The 16,517-nt window shown below is 73.8% G+C and carries 15 protein-coding genes; 2 read left to right on the forward strand and 13 right to left on the reverse strand.

Going from position 1 to position 16,517, the window contains the following annotated elements; all coding sequences use genetic code 11:
- Positions 1-122: 122 nt before the first annotated feature.
- From OG715_RS10260 to mltG (OG715_RS10295), 8 genes are all read right to left on the reverse strand, one after another.
- Positions 123-956: an Fpg/Nei family DNA glycosylase gene (locus OG715_RS10260; RefSeq protein WP_266275320.1), complete on the reverse strand. Its 834-nt coding sequence runs from the start codon at positions 954-956 to the stop codon at positions 123-125.
- Between the two features lie 83 nt (positions 957-1,039).
- On the reverse strand, positions 1,040-1,858 hold the full coding sequence (locus OG715_RS10265; protein ID WP_407660961.1) for an AAA family ATPase: 819 nt from the start codon (positions 1,856-1,858) through the stop codon (positions 1,040-1,042).
- Between the two features lie 224 nt (positions 1,859-2,082).
- The gene (aroQ, locus tag OG715_RS10270) at positions 2,083-2,511 is read right to left on the reverse strand and encodes a type II 3-dehydroquinate dehydratase (RefSeq protein ID WP_266277346.1); all 429 of its coding nucleotides are present in this window, start codon (positions 2,509-2,511) and stop codon (positions 2,083-2,085) included.
- An 8-nt stretch (positions 2,512-2,519) separates the two neighbouring features.
- Positions 2,520-3,611, reverse strand: a complete 1,092-nt coding sequence (gene aroB, locus OG715_RS10275; protein WP_266275318.1) for a 3-dehydroquinate synthase — start codon at positions 3,609-3,611, stop codon at positions 2,520-2,522.
- Positions 3,604-4,125: a shikimate kinase gene (locus OG715_RS10280; RefSeq protein ID WP_266275316.1), complete on the reverse strand. Its 522-nt coding sequence runs from the start codon at positions 4,123-4,125 to the stop codon at positions 3,604-3,606. The genes aroB and OG715_RS10280 overlap by 8 nt, the downstream gene beginning before the upstream one ends.
- Positions 4,122-5,306 (reverse strand): chorismate synthase, encoded by a 1,185-nt coding sequence (gene aroC, locus OG715_RS10285; protein ID WP_266275314.1) that lies wholly within the window; start codon positions 5,304-5,306, stop codon positions 4,122-4,124. The genes OG715_RS10280 and aroC overlap by 4 nt, the downstream gene beginning before the upstream one ends.
- A gap of 269 nt (positions 5,307-5,575) precedes the next feature.
- Entirely contained in the window at positions 5,576-6,406 is an 831-nt protein-coding gene (locus OG715_RS10290) for a shikimate dehydrogenase (protein WP_266275312.1), read from the reverse strand.
- A 34-nt stretch (positions 6,407-6,440) separates the two neighbouring features.
- Entirely contained in the window at positions 6,441-8,063 is a 1,623-nt protein-coding gene (mltG, locus tag OG715_RS10295) for an endolytic transglycosylase MltG (protein WP_266275310.1), read from the reverse strand.
- On the opposite strand from mltG (OG715_RS10295), the gene OG715_RS10300 reads away from it, so the two are divergent.
- Positions 8,055-8,432 (forward strand): hypothetical protein, encoded by a 378-nt coding sequence (locus OG715_RS10300; RefSeq protein WP_266275308.1) that lies wholly within the window; start codon positions 8,055-8,057, stop codon positions 8,430-8,432. The two genes, mltG (OG715_RS10295) and OG715_RS10300, sit on opposite strands and share 9 nt — an antisense overlap.
- A gap of 153 nt (positions 8,433-8,585) precedes the next feature.
- Here OG715_RS10300 and mltG (OG715_RS10305) read toward each other — a convergent pair whose 3' ends face one another.
- From mltG (OG715_RS10305) to OG715_RS10325, 5 genes are all read right to left on the reverse strand, one after another.
- Entirely contained in the window at positions 8,586-9,860 is a 1,275-nt protein-coding gene (gene mltG, locus OG715_RS10305; RefSeq protein ID WP_266275306.1) for an endolytic transglycosylase MltG, read from the reverse strand.
- Between the two features lie 109 nt (positions 9,861-9,969).
- Positions 9,970-10,449 (reverse strand): Holliday junction resolvase RuvX, encoded by a 480-nt coding sequence (gene ruvX, locus OG715_RS10310; RefSeq protein WP_266275303.1) that lies wholly within the window; start codon positions 10,447-10,449, stop codon positions 9,970-9,972.
- Between the two features lie 16 nt (positions 10,450-10,465).
- Positions 10,466-13,135 carry an alanine--tRNA ligase gene (gene alaS / locus OG715_RS10315; protein WP_266275301.1) on the reverse strand — a complete coding sequence of 890 codons (2,670 nt, stop codon included), beginning with the start codon at positions 13,133-13,135 and terminating at the stop codon, positions 10,466-10,468.
- Positions 13,135-13,578: a DUF6167 family protein gene (locus OG715_RS10320; RefSeq protein ID WP_266275299.1), complete on the reverse strand. Its 444-nt coding sequence runs from the start codon at positions 13,576-13,578 to the stop codon at positions 13,135-13,137. The genes alaS and OG715_RS10320 overlap by 1 nt, the downstream gene beginning before the upstream one ends.
- Before the next feature lie 4 nt (positions 13,579-13,582).
- A complete protein-coding gene (locus OG715_RS10325; protein WP_266275297.1) occupies positions 13,583-14,059 on the reverse strand; it encodes a DUF948 domain-containing protein in 477 nt (158 codons plus the stop codon).
- A gap of 230 nt (positions 14,060-14,289) precedes the next feature.
- Between OG715_RS10325 and OG715_RS10330 the strand changes: the two genes are divergently transcribed.
- Positions 14,290-16,488: an ATP-binding protein gene (locus OG715_RS10330; protein WP_266275295.1), complete on the forward strand. Its 2,199-nt coding sequence runs from the start codon at positions 14,290-14,292 to the stop codon at positions 16,486-16,488.
- The last annotated feature ends 29 nt before the right edge of the window (positions 16,489-16,517 follow it).

The raw sequence follows: 16,517 nt of genomic DNA on the forward strand, positions 1-16,517 counted from the left end.
ACACGACGAGCACCACGAGCACGGCGAACACCAGGAGCACCACGAGCACGGCGAGCCCGACGCGGCGACCGGCTGACCCCACCCCGCCGACCGCCCGACCGACCGCCCGACCGGCGGCCCGGTCAGCGGCCCGGGGTCCCGGCCGGCTGGCAGGACGGGCACCAGAACAGATTGCGGGAGGCGTGCTCCTCGGTCCGGACCTCGGTGGCGCAGACCAGGCACGGCATCCCGGCCCGCCGGTAGACGTACACCTCGCCGCCGTGGTCGTCGACCCGTGGTGGGCGGCCCATCGCCTCGGGGGTGTGCTCGGGGCGCACGGTGTCGATCCGGCCCGCGCCGACGCCCTCGCGCATCAGCGCGACGAGGTCCGCCCAGATCGCGTCCCACTCGGCCCGGAGCAGCTCGCGCCCCGCCCGGTGCGGATCGATGCCGTGCCGGAACAGCACCTCCGCCCGGTAGACGTTCCCCACCCCGGCCAGCACCTTCTGGTCCATCAGCAGGGCCGCGACCGTCGTCCGGCTGGCCGCCATCCGCCGCCAGGCGGCGTCCGGGTCGGCGTCGGCGCGCAGCGGGTCGGGGCCGAGCCTGGCCGCCACCGCGGCCTTCTCGGCGCCGGTGATCAGCGCGCAGGTGTTGGGGCCGCGCAGATCGGCGACGTGCTCGTCGTTCTCCAGCCGCAGCCGGACCAGGCCGACCGGCGCAGGGACCGGCCCGTCGCCGATCGCGGCGAAGGTGAAGCCCCCGTACAGGCCGAGGTGGATGTGCACCCAGGCGTCCTCGCCGAAGCCGAGGAACAGGTGCTTGCCGACGGCCTCCGCCGCCTCCAGCTCCCGTCCGTCGATCAGCCCGGCGCCGTCCGCGAACCGCCCCTGCGGGCTGCTGGCCCGGACCTCCCGGCCGCCGAAGGCGCGGTGGTTCTCGGCGGCGAGACGGTGGATGATGTGGCCTTCCGGCACGGGCGCGGCTCCCCCGGTCGAACGTTCAGGACCCGTCCATCATCGCAGTCGGCACCGACACACCCGCCGGGCGAACGGGCCCCTCAGCGGACCGGGATGCCCATCAGCCGGGCCAGGATCACCCGGTCCAGCTCGGCGGCGGTGGCGGCCACGTCGAGCTGGGAGTTGTCGATGATCGGCAGCCCGGAGTTGTACCAGCCGGCCATCCGGCCGTGGATCCGGGCCACCTCCTCGTCGCCGAGCCGGCGGTTCCCGCTGCGCCGGGCGTTGCGGTGGAGCACCGAGTCGAGGCTGGGCAGCAGCACCACCGGGATCATGCCGGGCCCGATGTGCCGCTTCCAGCCGCCGAGGCCGATCGCCGGGCGGTCGGGGAAGACCGCGTCGTCGATGATGCAGGAGATGCCGTTGGCGAGGTAGTTGCGGCAGGCGAAGCCGCAGGTCCGGCGGGCCAGCCGGTACTGCGCCTCGGAGGCGTTGTTCCAGCCGGACTGCGGGTTGGCGAAGCCGGACTGCACCCACTCCCGGACGTCGTCGAGGCTGATGTGCGCGGTCGGGGTGGGACGCCGCTCGGCCCAGTGCCGGGCGACGGTGGTCTTGCCGGCACCGGCCGGACCGATCAGCAGCACCGCGATCGGGCCCGCGGGCGCGTGCTGCTGCGGCTGCCGGGCGGGCAGTTGGACGGGCGCGCCGGAGGGCAGCAGGAAGTGCCCGGTGGAGCCGGCGGGCACCGGGGCCGGCGCGGGCGGCGCGGCCGGGGCGGGCGCGGGCGCGGGCGCGGGCGCGGGCGCGGGCAACGGTCCGGGCGGAGGGGACGGCAGCACCGGCAGCGGAACGGTCGGCGGCCCCGAGGAGTCCGTCGAGGCCGTCGAGTCGCCCACCGGAACCATCAGCGGAACAGCCACCGGCACAGGCAGAGGCAACGGAACGACCATCGGAACGGGCACCGTCCCGGCCGCCACCGGATACCCCGGCACCGGCGGAGCCACGGGACGTGGGGGGACGGATCCACCCCCGGCGTACTGCGTCACGGCACCTCCCGACTTCCTTCAGCGGGACACTACACGGCGGTGCGGCGGTGGACACAGCCCACCGCCGCACCGCCGCCGGTCACCGACCGGGCCCGGCGTCAGCCCGCGGCGAGCTGCTCGGCGAGCGCCCGCAGGGCCAGCTCGTACGAGCCGATCCCGAACCCGGCGATCGTCCCGGAGGCCACCGCGGCGATCACCGAGGTGTGCCGGAAGGTCTCCCGGGCGTACGGGTTGGAGATGTGCACCTCGACCAGCGGCGCGGTGCGCTGCGCCGCGGCGTCCCGCATCGCGTACGAGTAGTGGGTGAACGCGCCCGGGTTGATCACCACGGGCACCCGGCCGTCGGCGGCCTCGTGCAGCCACTCCACCATCTGCTGCTCGGAGTTGGTCTCGTGCACCTCGACCTCGAAGCCGAGCTCCTTGCCGAGCGCGGTGCAGCGCTCGACCAGCCCGGCGTACGAGGTGGCGCCGTAGACGTCGGGTTCGCGGCTGCCCAGCCGGCCCAGGTTGGGGCCGTTGAGCACCATCACCCTGGTCACCCGGACACCTCCGCGTAGGCGGCCACCAGCAGCGACGGGTCGGGGCCCTCCAGTACGGAGGTCTTGGCGAGGCCGTCCAGCACGATGAAGCGGATCAGGTCGCCGCGCGACTTCTTGTCGATCTTCATCGCGTCCAGCAGCTTCGGCCAGGCGTCCGCCCGGTAGGTCAGCGGCAGGCCGACCGAGGCCAGCACGGTGCGGTGCCGGTCGGCCGTCGCGTCGTCCAACCGGCCCGCCAGGCGACCCAGTTCGGCGGCGTACACCATGCCGATCGAGATCGCCGCGCCGTGCCGCCACTTGTAGCGCTCGTTGCGCTCGATGGCGTGGCCGAGGGTGTGGCCGTAGTTGAGGATCTCGCGCTGCCCGGACTCCTTGAGGTCCCCGGACACCACGTCGGCCTTGACCTGGATGGCGCGGCGGATCAGCTCGACGGTGTGCGGCCCGGCCGGGGTCCTGGCCCCCTCGGGGTCGGCCTCGACCAGGTCGAGGATGACCGGGTCGGCGATGAAGCCGCACTTGATGACCTCGGCGAGCCCGGAGACGTAGTCGTGCTTGGGCACGGTCTCCAGCGTGCCGAGGTCGGCCAGCACGCCCACCGGCGGGTGGAAGGCGCCGACCATGTTCTTGCCCTCGGCGATGTTGATGCCGGTCTTGCCGCCGACGGCCGCGTCGACCATGCCGAGCAGCGTGGTGGGCACGGAGATCCAGCGCACCCCGCGCAGCCAGGTGGCGGCGACGAAGCCGGCCAGGTCGGTGGTGGCACCGCCGCCGAGGCCGACGACGACGTCGCTGCGGGTGAACCCGGTCTGCCCGAGCACCGACCAGCAGTACGCGGCCACCTCGGCGCTCTTCGCCTCCTCGGCGTTCGGGACCTGCAGCGCGATCGCCTCGTAGCCCTCGCCGGCCAGGTCCTCGCGGACGGCGTCGGCGGTGGCGGACAGCGCCTCCGGGTGGATGATCGCGACCCGCTTGGCCCTGGTCCCGATCAGCGGGGACAGCTCACCGAGCAGCTGGTGCCCGATCAGCACGTCGTACGGGTCGTGGCCGGCGCTTCCGGCGACGTGGATCCTGACGGTGGTGTCAGTCATGGGGGGTCTTCAGCTCCAGTGCTTCCAGTACGGCGTCCGCGACCTGCTCGGGGGTGCGGCCGGCGGTGTCGACGACGGCGGTGGCCACCTCCAGGTAGAGGGGGCGGCGGGCCTCCATCAGCTCGCGCCAGCGGGCCCGCGGGTTGACCGCGAGCAGCGGGCGCGGGGCGTCCAGGCCGACCCGCTTGACCGCGTCGGCGAGCGGGACCTCCAGGAACACCACCGGCAGGTCGCGCAGCAGCTCACGGGTCGGCGCGGCCATCACCGCGCCGCCGCCGAGCGCCAGCACCCCGGCGTGGGTCCCGGCCGCGGCCCGCACGGCCGCCTGCTCCAGCTCGCGGAAGTGCGGCTCGCCCTCGTCCACGAAGATGTCCGGGATCGGCTTTCCGGCCCGCGCCTCGATATCGGCGTCGGTGTCCCGGAAGGCCACACCGAGGCGCTCGGCGACGGCCCGCCCGACGGTGGACTTGCCACTGCCGGGCGGGCCGACCAGCACGAGGACCGGAGTGGTCATCGGACGATCAGGTTGTCGAGGTAGCTCCGCACGTTGCGCCGGGTCTCCGACACGTGGTCGCCACCGAACTTCTCGTTCACCGCGTCGGCGAGCACCAGGGCGACCATCGCCTCGGCGACGATGCCGGCCGCCGGCACCGCACAGACGTCGGAGCGCTGGTGGTGCGCCTTGGCGGGCTCGCCGGTGCGCACGTCCACGGTGCGCAGCGCGCGCGGGACGGTCGCGATCGGCTTCATCGCGGCGCGCACCCGCAGCAGCTCACCGGTGGACAGGCCGCCCTCGGTGCCGCCGGAGCGGCCGGAGACGCGCTTGGCACCGTCCGGGCCCGGCACGATCTCGTCGTGCGCCTGCGAGCCGGGGACGCGGGCCAGGTCGAAGCCGTCGCCGACCTCGACGCCCTTGATCGCCTGGATGCCCATCAGCGCGGCGGCCAGCCGGGCGTCGAGGCGGCGGTCCCAGTGCACGTGCGAGCCGAGGCCGACCGGGACGCCGTAGGCGAGGACCTCGACGACGCCGCCGAGGGTGTCGCCGTCCTTGTGGGCCTGGTCGATCTCGGCGACCATCGCCTTCGACGCGTCGGCGTCCAGGCAGCGCACCGGGTCGGCGTCCAGCTTCGCCTCGTCGGCGGGCAGCGGCAGCACCCCGGCCGGGGCCTTGGCGGCGGCCAGCTCGACCACGTGGCTGACGATCTCGATGCCGCAGGTCTCCTTGAGGTAGGAGCGGGCGACGGCGCCGAGCGCGACCCGGGCGGCGGTCTCCCGGGCGCTGGCGCGCTCCAGGATCGGGCGGGCCTCGTCGATCGAGTACTTCTGCATGCCGGCCAGGTCCGCGTGGCCGGGGCGCGGGCGGGTCAGCGCCTCGTTGCGGCCGAGACCGGCCAGCACCTCGGGGTCGACCGGGTCGGCCGACATGACCTGCTCCCACTTCGGCCACTCGGTGTTGCCGACCATCACGGCCACCGGGCTGCCCATGGTGAGGCCGTGCCGGACGCCGCCGAGGAAGGTCACCTCGTCCTGCTCGAACTTCATCCGTGCGCCGCGACCGTAACCGAGCCGGCGACGCGCCAGGGCGTCGGCCACCACCGCGGTGGTGACCGGTACACCGGCGGGCAGGCCCTCCAGCGTCGCGACGAGTGCGGGGCCGTGCGACTCCCCCGCCGTCAGCCAGCGCAACGTACCCAACGGAGCTCCTTCATCAGCGGACCGGCGCGGGGCTTCCGCACCCGTCCGGGCGTGCCTTCTCTCCCCGAATCCTTTCATGCCGGACGGCCGACCGGACCTGGAGTCCGATCACCGGACAGCATTCGGCCGACCGGCGGACGGGAATGGCCGGTCACCGCGCGGCCGAGGGCCCGCCGGCGGAGCGCCGCCACACCCCGGGCACCGTACGGACACGGTGGGCACACCGAGGGCGCACACCGTCCGTGCACCACCCTTGCCCCGGGCGGCGGTCAGCCCGCCGCGAGCGCCGCCTCGCCGGCCGCGCGGACCGCCGCCAGCGGACCGGGGCCGCGCCCGGTGAAGAGCTCGTTCTGCAGCACCGCCTGGTGCACCAGCAGGTCGAGGCCGCCCAGCACGGTCGCGCCGCGGTCCGCGCAGGCCGCGGCCAGCGCGGTCGGCCACGGGTGGTACAGCACGTCGAACAGCGCGCCCGGCGCGGCGGTCAGCCCGGCGGCGAAGGTGTCGGTCGCCCCGGCCGGGGTGGTGGCCACGGTCAGCGGGTGGGCCAGCGCCTCGGCGCCGCGCTCCCAGTCGGCGGTGCGCACCGCCACGCCGAGCCGTTCGCCCAGCGCGGCCATCTCCCGGGCCCGCTCGGGGGTGCGGACGTAGACGGTCACCTCGCGGGCGCCGAGCCGGGCCAGCGCGGCCAGCGCGGAGGAGGCGGTGGCCCCTGCGCCGAGCACCGCGGCCGAGGACACCTCGGTGATGCCGCGCTCGCGCAGCGCGTTGACCAGGCCGGGCACGTCCGTGTTGTGGCCCTCGCGCCGGCCGTCGGCGGTGAAGACCAGGGTGTTCACCGCGTCGACGGTCCGGGCGGCCCCGCTCACCTCGTCGAGCAGCGGGATCACCGCCCGCTTGAGCGGCATGGTCAGCGAGCAGCCCGCCCACTCGGCCTCGTCCAGCCCGGCGACGAAGCCGGGCAGGCCGGCCTCGTCCACCTCGAACCGGTCGTAGCGCCAGCCGTCCAGGCCGAGCGCCGCGAAGGCGGCCCGGTGCAGGGCGGGCGAGAGCGAGTGGGCGATCGGCGAGCCGAGGACGGCCGCCCGGTGCTTGCTGGTCACGCTGGTCACTTCCTCCGCCGCCTCCCGGCGGTCGTCACTTGGTGGTGCAGTGGACGGAGACCGCGTCGAACTTCTGACCCGCCGCCAGGCAGTAGGACTCGACGTTCTTGGCGTGCTCCGTGTCCGTGTCGGCGAACAGGGTGCTGGTCGGGGACATCGCGATGAAGTACAGCCACTTGCCGTCCGCCGGGTTCAGCGTCGCCTTCAGCGCGGCGTCGCCCGGGTTGGAGATCGGGGTCGGCGGCAGTCCGGCGTTGTAGTAGGTGTTGTACTTGTTGGACGCGTCGTTGATGTCCTTCTTGTCCAGGTTCTTGCGGCCCAGCGCGTACTGCAGCGTGGTGTCCATGCCGAGCTTGCCGTTGACCTTGCCCTTGTCGGCCAGCCGGTTCTGGATGGTCCGGGCCATCTTGGCGAAGTCCTCGGGGTTGTTGCCCTCGGCCTGCAGGATGCTGGCCTCGATGACCACGTCGTAGCCGGTCTTCAGCCCGATCTTCGACGCCTCGGCGTCCAGGCTCGCGTAGCGGTCGACGGCGTTCTTGACCATCTGCTTGAGCAGTTCCTCGGGCTTCATGCCCTCGGTGATCGAGTAGCGGGTCGGCCAGAGGAAGCCCTCGATGTTGCCGTTGGCGTACGGCGGGAGCCCGAGGGTGCCAACCTGCTCCTTGGCGACGGCCGCGGTGGTGCCCTTGGCCAGCTTCAGCTTGTCGTCGATCTTGACGTAGGTGGCCGCGGCGGTCAGGCCCTCCTGGACGATCAGCTTCTCGCCGCCGTTGGCGTCCACCAGGAACTGCACCGCACCGTCGGCGGACATCTCCGTCGGCATGCTGTAGGTGCCGGGCTGGATGGTGGTGCACTTGACGTTCTTGTCGCAGGCCTTGCTGAAGGCGTCGACGCTCTTGACCACGCCGGCCTGCTTCAGCGCCAGGCCCATCTGGCTGCCCGCCGCACCCTGCTTGATCTCGACCTTGACCGAACCGCTGCCCGGACCGGGGAAGTCCGGCGGCGGGCCGAAGTGGCTCGTGTAGAAGCCGTAGCCCCACCAGCCGGCGCCGCCCATGACCCCGAGCAGCACCAGGGCGACCACCAGGCACGCGCCGCCGTTGCGCCGGCCCGACTTCTTGCCGCTCTCCTTGCGCTTCTTCTTGGCCTCGCGGGACTGGTCCTCCTCGCCGAGGAAGCCGTTGCCGTCCTCGTCGGAGCCGTCGCCGTGGTACTCGTCCTCGGTGTACTCGCCCTCGTGGCCGTCCCACTCGCCCTCGGCGTGGCCGGCCTCCTCGACGGCGCCGACCGGGTCGGCCCCGGCCTCCAGCGCGGCGGCCTCCGCCTCCCAGTCGATGCCGTCCGGCCCGGGCCCGGCGGGACGCGCGGCGGCCGGCTGCTTCTGCTCCGCCGGAGCGGCCCTGCGGCGCGCGCCCGGCGCACCCTGCTGGGGCCCGTCCTGCGGGGGAAGCTGCTGCTGGGGCGCACCCTGCTGCGGCATCTGCTGCTGCGGCGCACCCTGCTGCGGCATCTGCTGCTGCTGGTAGCCCTGCTGGCCGCCGTACTGCTGCTGGCCCTGGTCGCCCTGCTGCTGCGGATAGCCCTGCTGACCGCCCATGCCCTGCTGGGGGTAGCCCTGCTGGCCCATCCCCTGCTGCGGGTAACCCTGTTGGCCCATCCCCTGCTGCTGCGGATAGCCCTGCTGCTGGGGGTACCCCTGCTGGCCGCCGCCGTACTGCTGCTGCTGCCCTTCAACGCCCTGCTGCTGCGGATAGCCCTGCTGACCGCCCATGCCCTGCTGGGGGTAGCCCTGCTGACCGCCGTCGTACTGCTGCTGCTGACCCTGCACGCCCTGCTGCTGGGGGTACCCCTGCTGCCCCATGCCCTGGCCGCCGTCGCCGTACTGCTGCTGCTGCTGCTGGGGATTCTGCTGCCACTGCCCGTCCTGCTGGCCGGGGACCGGCTGCTGACCGCCGTACCCGGGGTCACCCGGATGCCACGGCTCGGAGCCCTGGGGGCCGTAGCCCCGACCCAGATCGGTCATTGATCCCCTTATACCGACGGAGACGACCGGAGGATCGGCCCGGTCGCCCGGGACGGCGTCCCGGCTGCTTGTCGAACCGGCGTGCTAGCGCAACACCTGGACGGAGACGCTACCGTACCGCAGTCGGCCGTCCGGTCGGGGCCGCAACCGCTGCGCTCAGTGACCGCCCGGCCCCGAGGGCGCCCCCGCCCCGGCGGGGGCCGAGGCGGGCGCCGACCCCGGGGCCGGGCCGGACGTCGGGGCCGAGCCGGAGGCCGTGGCGGACGGGCTCGCGGCCCGGGTCGCGTTGAACTCGGCGACGTTCTTCTGCTGCACCTCGAAACTGTCGGTGAACCGGGTGTCCCCGGGCTTCACGGTCACGAAGTAGAGCCAGTCCCCCGGCGCCGGGTCCACCGCCGCCATGATCGCCTGCCGCCCCGGGTTGGAGATCGGGGTCGGCGGCAGCCCGGCGTGCTTGTAGGTGTTGTAGGGGGAGTCGAGCCGGGTGTCCGTGACGCTGGTGTTCAGCGTGGAGCGCCCGAGCGCGTAGTTGATGGTGGAGTCCAGCTGGAGCGGCATGTTCTTGGCCAGCCGGTTGTAGATCACCCGCGCGACCTTGGCCATGTCCTCGGAGTTGTCGGCCTCGCCCTGCACCATGCTGGCGATGGTCACCAGCCCGTACAGGCTCTGCCCGAGGTTGGTCGCGACGACCTCCGCGTCGTCCCGGGCGAACTCCTTCTCGGCCCGGTCGACCATCTGCTTCAGCAGCTCGGCCGCGGTGGTGTCCTCGGTGACGCTGTAGGTCGCGGGGAACAGGTAGCCCTCGGGGGTGCCGTTGGCGTTCTCCGGCAGGCCCAGCTCGGCGGCCTGGTCCTTGGCCGTCTGCTCGGTGGTGCCCGCGGCCAGCTGCAGCTTCTTGTCGATCGCCGCGAAGATCTGGCTGCCGCGCCAGCCCTCGGGGATGGTCAGACCGTTGGCGTTGGCGGGGTCGACCAGCACGGCGAGCGCCGCGGCCGCCGACATCCGCTGCCGCAGGGTGTACGTGCCCGGCTGGATCCGCCCGGCCGCCGCCGCACTGCCCTTCGCCGCCCGGGTGAAGGCCAGCGAGCTGGCCACCACGCCGTTGCGCACCAGGGCGGAGGCGATCTGGCTGAGGCCGGCCCCCTCGGGCACCGAGACCTGCACCGACCCGGAGCCGCCGCCCGCGAAGTCGGCGGCGGCCGGCGGCTTGCGCTGCCCCTGGAGCCAGCCGAAGCCCGCGAGGCCGATGCCGCCGAACACCACCACCAGCGACAGCGCGGTCAGCAGGCAGGCCAGCCCGTTGCGCCGCCGGTGCGGGTCCGGCGGTTCGGGGCGCGGGGCGGGCGGGCCCGGCGGTCGGCCCTCCGGTTCGATCACCGGCGCACCGAGGTGGCCGGGGCTCAGGCCGGGTGTGAGGTCCAGGTCGGTCACGGCGCGCCCCCTCGGCGGTCCGCACGGTGTGCGGCACGACGGCAATGGCAGAGGGGTCCGTGCGGACGCGTCCGCACGGACCCCTCACCGGGACGTTAGAGCAGGCCGGTCAGCCCGCCGCCTCGACGCTCTCACCGGGCGGGCGTCCGCTCACCCGTTCGGACTCAAGGGCGGTCTGCAGGATCACCACCGCGGCGGCCTGGTCGACCACCGAGCGGCCCTTCTTGGCCTTGACCCCCGAGGCGCGCAGCCCGTGGGTCGCGGTGACGGTCGACATCCGCTCGTCGACCAGCCGGACCGGGACCGGCCAGAGCCGGTCGGCCAGCCGGACCGCGTAGCCGCGGACCTTCTCCGCCGCCGGGCCCTCCTTGCCGCTGAGCGAGCGCGGCAGACCGACGACCACCTCGATCGCGCCGTACTCCTCGACGATCGCGGCGATCCTGGCCTGCGACTTCGCCCCGGCCGGGACGGTCTCCACCGGGGTGGCGAGCACCCCGTCGGGGTCGCAGGACGCGACCCCGATCCGGGCGTCCCCGACGTCGACCGCGATCCGCCGCCCGCGCCGGAAGGGCTTCTCCTCGATCTCCATCAGAACGCGGACCCCATCAGGAGGCACGCTCCGCGACCAGTCCGCGCACGGCGGCGACGGCCTTGTCGATCGCGGTCGCGTCGGTGCCGCCGCCCTGGGCGACGTCGTCCTTGCCGCCACCGCCGCCGCCGAGGGTCTTGGCCGCGGTGCGGACCAGCTCGCCGGCCTTGATGCCCCGGCCGCGGGCGTCCTCGTTGGTGGCGATCACGGTCAGCGGGCGGTCGTTCGCCACGGTGAAGGCGGCGACCACGGCCGGGCGCGAGCCGAGACGGCCGCGCACGTCCAGGACCAGCTTGCGCAGCTCGTCCGCGCCGACGCCGTCGGCGACCCGGGCGGCCACCACGGCGATGCCGTGCACGTCCTCGGCCGAGTCGGCGAGACCCGCGGCGGCCGCGAGCACCTTCTCGGCGCGGAAGCGCTCGATCTCCTTCTCGGCGTCCTTGAGCTTGGCGAGCATGCCGGAGATCTTCTCCGGCAGCTCCTCCGGGCGGCCCTTGACCAGCTCGGTCAGCTGGGCGACCACGGTGTGCTCACGGGCCAGGAAGCGGTAGGCGTCGGCGCCGACCAGCGCCTCCACCCGGCGCACCCCGGAGCCGATCGAGGACTCGCCGAGCAGCTTCACCAGACCCAGCTGGGCGGTGTTGCCGACGTGCGTGCCGCCGCACAGCTCCTTGGAGAAGTCGCCGATGGTGACGACGCGGACCTCGTCGCCGTACTTCTCGCCGAACATCGCGATGGCGCCGGCCTTGCGGGCCTGGTCCATCGTCATGACCTCGGCGGTGACCTCCAGCTCGCGGGTCAGCACGTCGTTGATCTTCTGCTCGACGTCGGTCAGCACGCTGCCGGGCACGGCGGCGGGCGAGCCGAAGTCGAAGCGGAAGCGGCCCGGGGCGTTCTCCGAACCGGCCTGGGCGGCCGTCGGGCCGAGCGCGTCGCGCAGCGCCTGGTGGGTCAGGTGGGTGGCCGAGTGGGCACGGGCGATCGCCCGGCGGCGGTCCACGTCGATGGTGGCGTAGGCCGAGGCGCCGAGCACGACCTCGCCGAACAGCACGCCGCCGGAGTGCACGACCACACCCGGCACCGGCTGCTGCACGTCGCGGATCTCGACGACCGCGCCGGAGTCCAGCCGGATCCGGCCGTGGTCGGCGAGCTGGCCGCCGCCCTCGGCGTAGAACGGGGTGCGGTCGAGGATGAGCTCGACCTCGTCGCCCTCGGAGGCGGCCGGCGCCGGGACGCCGTCCACCAGCAGGCCGACCACGGTGGCCTCGCCCTCGGTGAGGGTGTAGCCGGTGAAGACGCTGGCGCCGGACTTGTCGGCGACCTCGCGGTACGCGGCGACGTCGGCGTGGCCCATCTTCTTCGCCCTGGCGTCCGCCTTGGCGCGGTCCCGCTGCTCCTGCATCAGGCGGCGGAAGCCGGCCTCGTCGACCTGGAGGCCCTGCTCCTCGGCCATCTCCAGGGTCAGGTCGATCGGGAAGCCGTAGGTGTCGTGCAGCTTGAACGCCTGGTCGCCGGAGAGCACCGCGCCGCCGGACTGCTTGGTCTCGGTGACCGCGGTGTCGAGCAGGCTGGTGCCGGCCTTCAGGGTCTGCAGGAAGGCCGCCTCCTCGCCGACGACGACCGTCTCGATGCGCTTGCGGTCGGCCTCCAGCTCCGGGTACTGCGGGGCCATCGCCCGGATCGCGACCTCGGTGAGGTCCTTGGCGACCACACCGGTGGCGCCCAGCAGGCGCATGTTGCGGATCGCCCGGCGCAGGATGCGGCGCAGCACGTAGCCGCGGCCCTCGTTGCCGGGGGTGACGCCGTCGCCGATCAGCATCAGCGCGGTGCGGATGTGGTCGGTGACGACGCGCAGCGAGACGTCCGACCTGTGGTCGGCGCCGTAGGTGTGGCCGGTGAGCTCGGCGGCCCGGTCCAGGATCATCCGGCTGGTGTCGATCTCGAAGAGGTTGTCGACGCCCTGCAGGATGGCGGCCAGACGCTCCAGGCCGAGGCCGGTGTCGATGTTCTTGCTCGGCAGGTCGCCGAGGATCTCGAACCCGTCCTTGCCGTCGCCGTGGCCGCGCTCGTACTGCATGAAGACCAGGTTCCAGATCTCCAGGTAGCGCTCGCCGTTGACGGCCGGGCCGCCCTCCTCGCCGTAGGCGGGGCCGCGGTCGTAGTTGATCTCCGAGCACGGGCCGCACGGGCCGGGGACGCCCATCGACCAGAAGTTGTCCTTCATGCCCAGGCGCTGGATCCGCTCCGACGGGACGCCGATGACGTCACGCCAGATCTGCTCGGCCTCGTCGTCGTCCTTGTAGACGGTGATCCAGAGCTTCTCCTTCTCCAGGCCGTAGCCACCGTCCGCGACGGGAGTGGTGAGCAGCTCCCAGGCGAACTTGATGGCTCCTTCCTTGAAGTAGTCGCCGAAGGAGAAGTTGCCGCACATCTGGAAGAAGGAGCCGTGCCGGGTGGTCTTCCCGACCTCCTCGATGTCCAGGGTCCGCACGCACTTCTGGACGCTGGTGGCGCGCGAGAACTGCGGCTTGACCTCGCCCAGGAAGTACGGCTTGAACGGCACCATGCCGGCGTTGACCAGCAGCAGGGTGGGGTCGTCGGCGACCAGGGACGCCGACGGAACGACGGTGTGGCCGCGCTCCTCGAAGAAGCGCAGCCAGCGGCGGCGGATCTCTGCCGACTCCATTAGTGGTCCTTCCGGTTCGTACCGCCCCGCGGCGGAATCGCGCGCCGGGGCGTTCTCTCGATGGCTTGGGGGGTGGTGCCCGTACCGTCCTCGGACGAGGCGCGGGCACGGCTGGGCGGAGGCAGGGCGGCGGCCGGGCTACCGGGCGCCGCCGAGATAGCTCGGTACTGGGGCTCGCCGCGCAGCGCTCCGCGGCGGCGCGGCTCGACGACGGCGGTGCCGTCCAGCCCGAGGTCCTCGCGCAGCTGCTCCTCGCGCTCGGTCATGCCGGTCCGGACGTCCTGGGCGAACTGCTTGGCCAGGTCGCCCAGGTGCAGCGCACCGCGCGCGGCGGTGCCCGACAGGCTGTCCGGGGTGAGCCGGTGCACGGCCTCGTTGGCCTTGTTCATGGCCCAGACGGTGGCACCGGCGCCGACCGCCATCCAGAAGATGCGTCGCACCATGCCGTCAGCCCCTCACCGCGCGCCGGACCCGGGACAGCAGACCGGTCTTCTGCGCGGTCGCGGCGCGAACCTCGGCCCGGATCAGCCGGGCCAGCTCCTCGCGCTCGGACGGCTGGGCGGGCAGCGTCGCGGTGCCCTGCTGCTTGGCGACGGCCTTGCGCACGCCGTAGCTGAACGCCGCGACCTTGACCAGCGGACCGCCGAGGGTCGCCGCGACGGTGGAGGAGAGCGCGTTGGCGTTGGCCGCCGCGTCCTGCACGTTGGCGGTGATCTCGTCCACCCGCTCCAGCTGCTCGTTGGCGCTGCGCACGGCGGCGCCGGCGTCGGTCAGCAGCGGCACGGCCTGCTCGGTGACGGCGGAGACGAGGACGGTGGCCTCCTTGAGGACCCGCGACAGCCGGACCAGCACGACGGCGAGCAGGGTGACCAGGACCGCCCAGAACACGGCGACGAGCAGACCGGCCAGCTCTCCCACGGACACCTTTGCGCGCTCCCTCGCCTTGCTGTTTCCCAGGGGGAACCCTATCGCGACCGCACCGGGTTTCCGGACCGGGTTTCCCCCGCGGGGCGCGCGGCGAACCGACCGGGTGTGCGATCCGCGCGCGTAACCTACCCGCCGGTCACCTCGTTCTGCCAGGCAGGTCGCCACCCACGCGGCCGAGCCGGACGCCCGGGCCGACCTGGCCCGGGCCGCGAAACGGGGAGCAGGGGTTGGATCGGGATTCCACACCACGGCCGGACGGGCCGGGGCCGGGGCGGCTCCCGGCGGAGGTCACCAGCTTCGTCGGCCGGCAGCGCGAGCTGACCGAGCTGTCCCTGCTGCTGGCCGAACGGCGGCTGGTGACGGTCACCGGCCCGGGCGGGGTCGGCAAGAGCCGGCTGGCCCTGCGCGCGGCGGCGCGGGCGGCCGGGGCGTTCCCGGACGGCACCTGGCTGGTCGAGGCGGCCCCGGTGCAGGACGGCCGGCTGCTCGGGCACGCCGTGCTGGAGGCGCTGCGGCTGACCGACGGGACGGCGCGGCCCCCGCTGGAGGTGCTGACCGAGCGGCTCGCCGGGCGTCGGCTGCTGCTGGTCCTGGACGGCTGCGAGCACCTGGTGCCGGCCTGCGCCGAGCTGGCCCTGGCGCTGCTGCGGGCGCTGCCGGGGCTGCGGGTGCTGGCGACCAGCCGGGTGGCGCTGCGGACGGCCGGGGAACACCTGCTGAACCTGGCCCCGCTGCCGGTCGGCACCGCCGGCGCGATCGCCGCAGGGGCGCCGCCGGACGCGGTGCTGCTGTTCGCGGACCGGGCCAGGGCGGTGCTGCCGTCGTTCGCGGTCACCGCCGCGAACGCCGAGGGGATCGCCCAGCTGTGCCGGCGGCTGGACGGCATCCCGCTGGCGGTGGAGCTGGCCGCGGGGCGGCTGCGGGCGCTGTCGGTGGAGCAGATCGGCGCGCGGCTGGACGACCGGTTCCGGCTGCTGACCGGTGGCGATCCGGCCGCCCTGCCGCGCCATCAGACGCTGCGCACGACGATCGGCTGGAGCCACGAGCTCTGCACGGAGCAGGAACGTTTACTCTGGGCGCGCCTCTCGGTCTTCGCGGGCGTCTTCGACCTGGACGCCGCCGAGTACGTGTGCGGCGGCGAGGGCGTCGACCCGGACGAGCTGCTGGACCTGCTCACCGAGCTGGTCGCCAAGTCCGTGGTGCTGCGCGAGGACAGCCCCTTCGGCGTCCGCTTCCGGCTGCTGGACACCGTCCGCGAGTACGGACTGCGCTGGCTGCGGGCGGCCGGCGAGGAGCACCGGCTGCTGTGCCGGCACCGCGACTGGTACCTGGGCGTGGCCACCTGGGGCGAGGTCGAGTGGTTCGGCCCCCGGCAGGCGGAGACCGCCGAGCGGACCGGGCTGGCGCACGCCAATCTGCGGGCGGCCCTGGAGTTCTGCCTGGCCGAGCCGGGCGAGGAGCAGATCGCCCTGCTGATGGCCGGCACGCTGTGGTTCTTCTGGGTCGGCTGCGGCCACCTCGGCGAGGGCCGGCACTGGCTCGACCGGGCCCTCGCCCTCGCCCCCGAGCCCACCGAGGCCCGGGCCAAGGCGCTCTGGGTGACCGGTTACATGGCCACTCTCCAGGGCGACCTGGTCTCCGCCCGGCCGGCGCTGGAGGAGTGCCGCCGCCAGGCGCTGGCCACCGGTGACGACCGCGCGCTCGCCTACGCGGTGCACCGGCAGGGCTGCGCGGCGCTGATCGGCGACGAGCCGGCCCGGGCGGCCGAGCTGTTCGAGGAGGCGCTCTGGCACTACCGCACCATCGGCGAGCTCAACAGCAACGTCCTGATGGCGATGTTCGAGCTGGGGATCGCGTACCTGTTCCAGGGCGACCAGGACAGCGGCGAGCTGTGGCTCGGCCAGGTCCGCGAGCTGTGCGAGGAGCACGGCGAGCAGTGGGCGTACGCGTACGCGCTGTACGCGCTGGCGTACTCGCAGTGGCTGAACGGCGAGGTCCGCCCGGCCCGGGCGCTGGCCCGGGAGAGCGTCCGGCTCAACCACCTCTTCAACGACCTGCTGGGCATCGTGCTGGCGATCGACCTGCTGGCGCTGCTGGAGACCGAGCCGGCCGGTCCGGGCGAGCCGGGGGACCTGCGCGAGGCCCGGGTGCTGCAGGGCGCGGCGCACCGGATCTGGCAGGCGGTCGGCAAGCCGTTCTTCGGCTCCCGCACCTTCAACGGCCCGCACCGGGCCTGCGAGGAGCGGGCCGGAGCCGGGCTGACCGAGCAGGAGTACACCGACTTCTTCACCACCGGCACCCGGCTCGACCTGGACGCCGCCGTGCACCGCGCGCTGGGCGGCGGCGAGCACCCGGGGGATCCGGGGGCGCGGCCGGGACCGGGGCCGCTGCCGCCCGCGCCGCAGCCCTCCCCGGTGGGCCGGTGAAGGCTGCGGGCCGGTGAAGGCTGCGGGGA

It is taken from the genome of Kitasatospora purpeofusca, assembly GCF_036010405.1.
Taxonomy (GTDB): domain Bacteria; phylum Actinomycetota; class Actinomycetes; order Streptomycetales; family Streptomycetaceae; genus Kitasatospora; species Kitasatospora purpeofusca.

Bases quoted from the DNA above. Each gene is read 5' to 3' on its own strand.
- aroQ (WP_266277346.1), bottom strand. From the start codon at position 2,511: ATGGTGCTCAACGGCCCCAACCTGGGCCGGCTGGGCAGCCGCGAACCC.
- aroB (WP_266275318.1), bottom strand. From the start codon at position 3,611: ATGACTGACACCACCGTCAGGATCCACGTCGCCGGAAGCGCCGGCCAC.
- OG715_RS10280 (WP_266275316.1), bottom strand. From the start codon at position 4,125: ATGACCACTCCGGTCCTCGTGCTGGTCGGCCCGCCCGGCAGTGGCAAG.
- mltG (WP_266275310.1), bottom strand. From the start codon at position 8,063: ATGGGCCAACAGGGTTACCCGCAGCAGGGGATGGGCCAGCAGGGCTAC.
- ruvX (WP_266275303.1), bottom strand. From the start codon at position 10,449: ATGGAGATCGAGGAGAAGCCCTTCCGGCGCGGGCGGCGGATCGCGGTC.
- alaS (WP_266275301.1), bottom strand. From the start codon at position 13,135: ATGGAGTCGGCAGAGATCCGCCGCCGCTGGCTGCGCTTCTTCGAGGAG.
- OG715_RS10320 (WP_266275299.1), bottom strand. From the start codon at position 13,578: ATGGTGCGACGCATCTTCTGGATGGCGGTCGGCGCCGGTGCCACCGTC.